We start from the raw sequence: 505 nt of genomic DNA on the forward strand, positions 1-505 counted from the left end.
CTTTCAAGGAATGGAATATTCCGAGGATCCCGAGCAGCTGAAGGAATGGATTCCGCTTATTATGGAAGGGCGCACATCGAACGAACCGTTAGCGGCAACCAAAATCGATTCCGGGACGGACATTAACTTTGGCGCTTTAACGCGCATGCTGTTTGAGCATCTGAAGAACAAAGACGTGGAGGTCAACTACAAGCACAGCGTGAAGGATATCAAGCGTACTCCCGATGGCTCGTGGAAAGTAAAAGCGTTGGATATCGATAACGGCAGAACCGAGTTCCATACGGCCAAGTTCGTCTTTATCGGCGGCGGCGGCGGCAGCCTGCATTTACTGCAAAAAACCGGCATCCCCGAATCCAAGCATATCGGAGGGTTCCCGGTAAGCGGACTGGTCATGGTCTGCAAAAATCAAGAAGTCCTTGCGCAGCATACTGCCAAGGTATACGGAAAAGTCAAGGTTGGAGCCCCTCCGACGTCCGTGCCCCATCTGGACACAAGATACATCGAT

General features: G+C 51.7%; 1 protein-coding gene. It reads left to right on the forward strand.

Translation table 11 applies throughout. The features are described 5' to 3' along the window. Window positions 1–505: malate:quinone oxidoreductase (locus RB298_RS06710; RefSeq protein WP_486046476.1), on the forward strand; the 505-nt coding region annotated here is incomplete at both ends.

It is taken from the genome of Priestia sp. BR_2, from assembly GCF_041954005.1.
Lineage (GTDB): Bacteria > Bacillota > Bacilli > Paenibacillales > Paenibacillaceae > Paenibacillus_AQ > Paenibacillus_AQ lautus_A.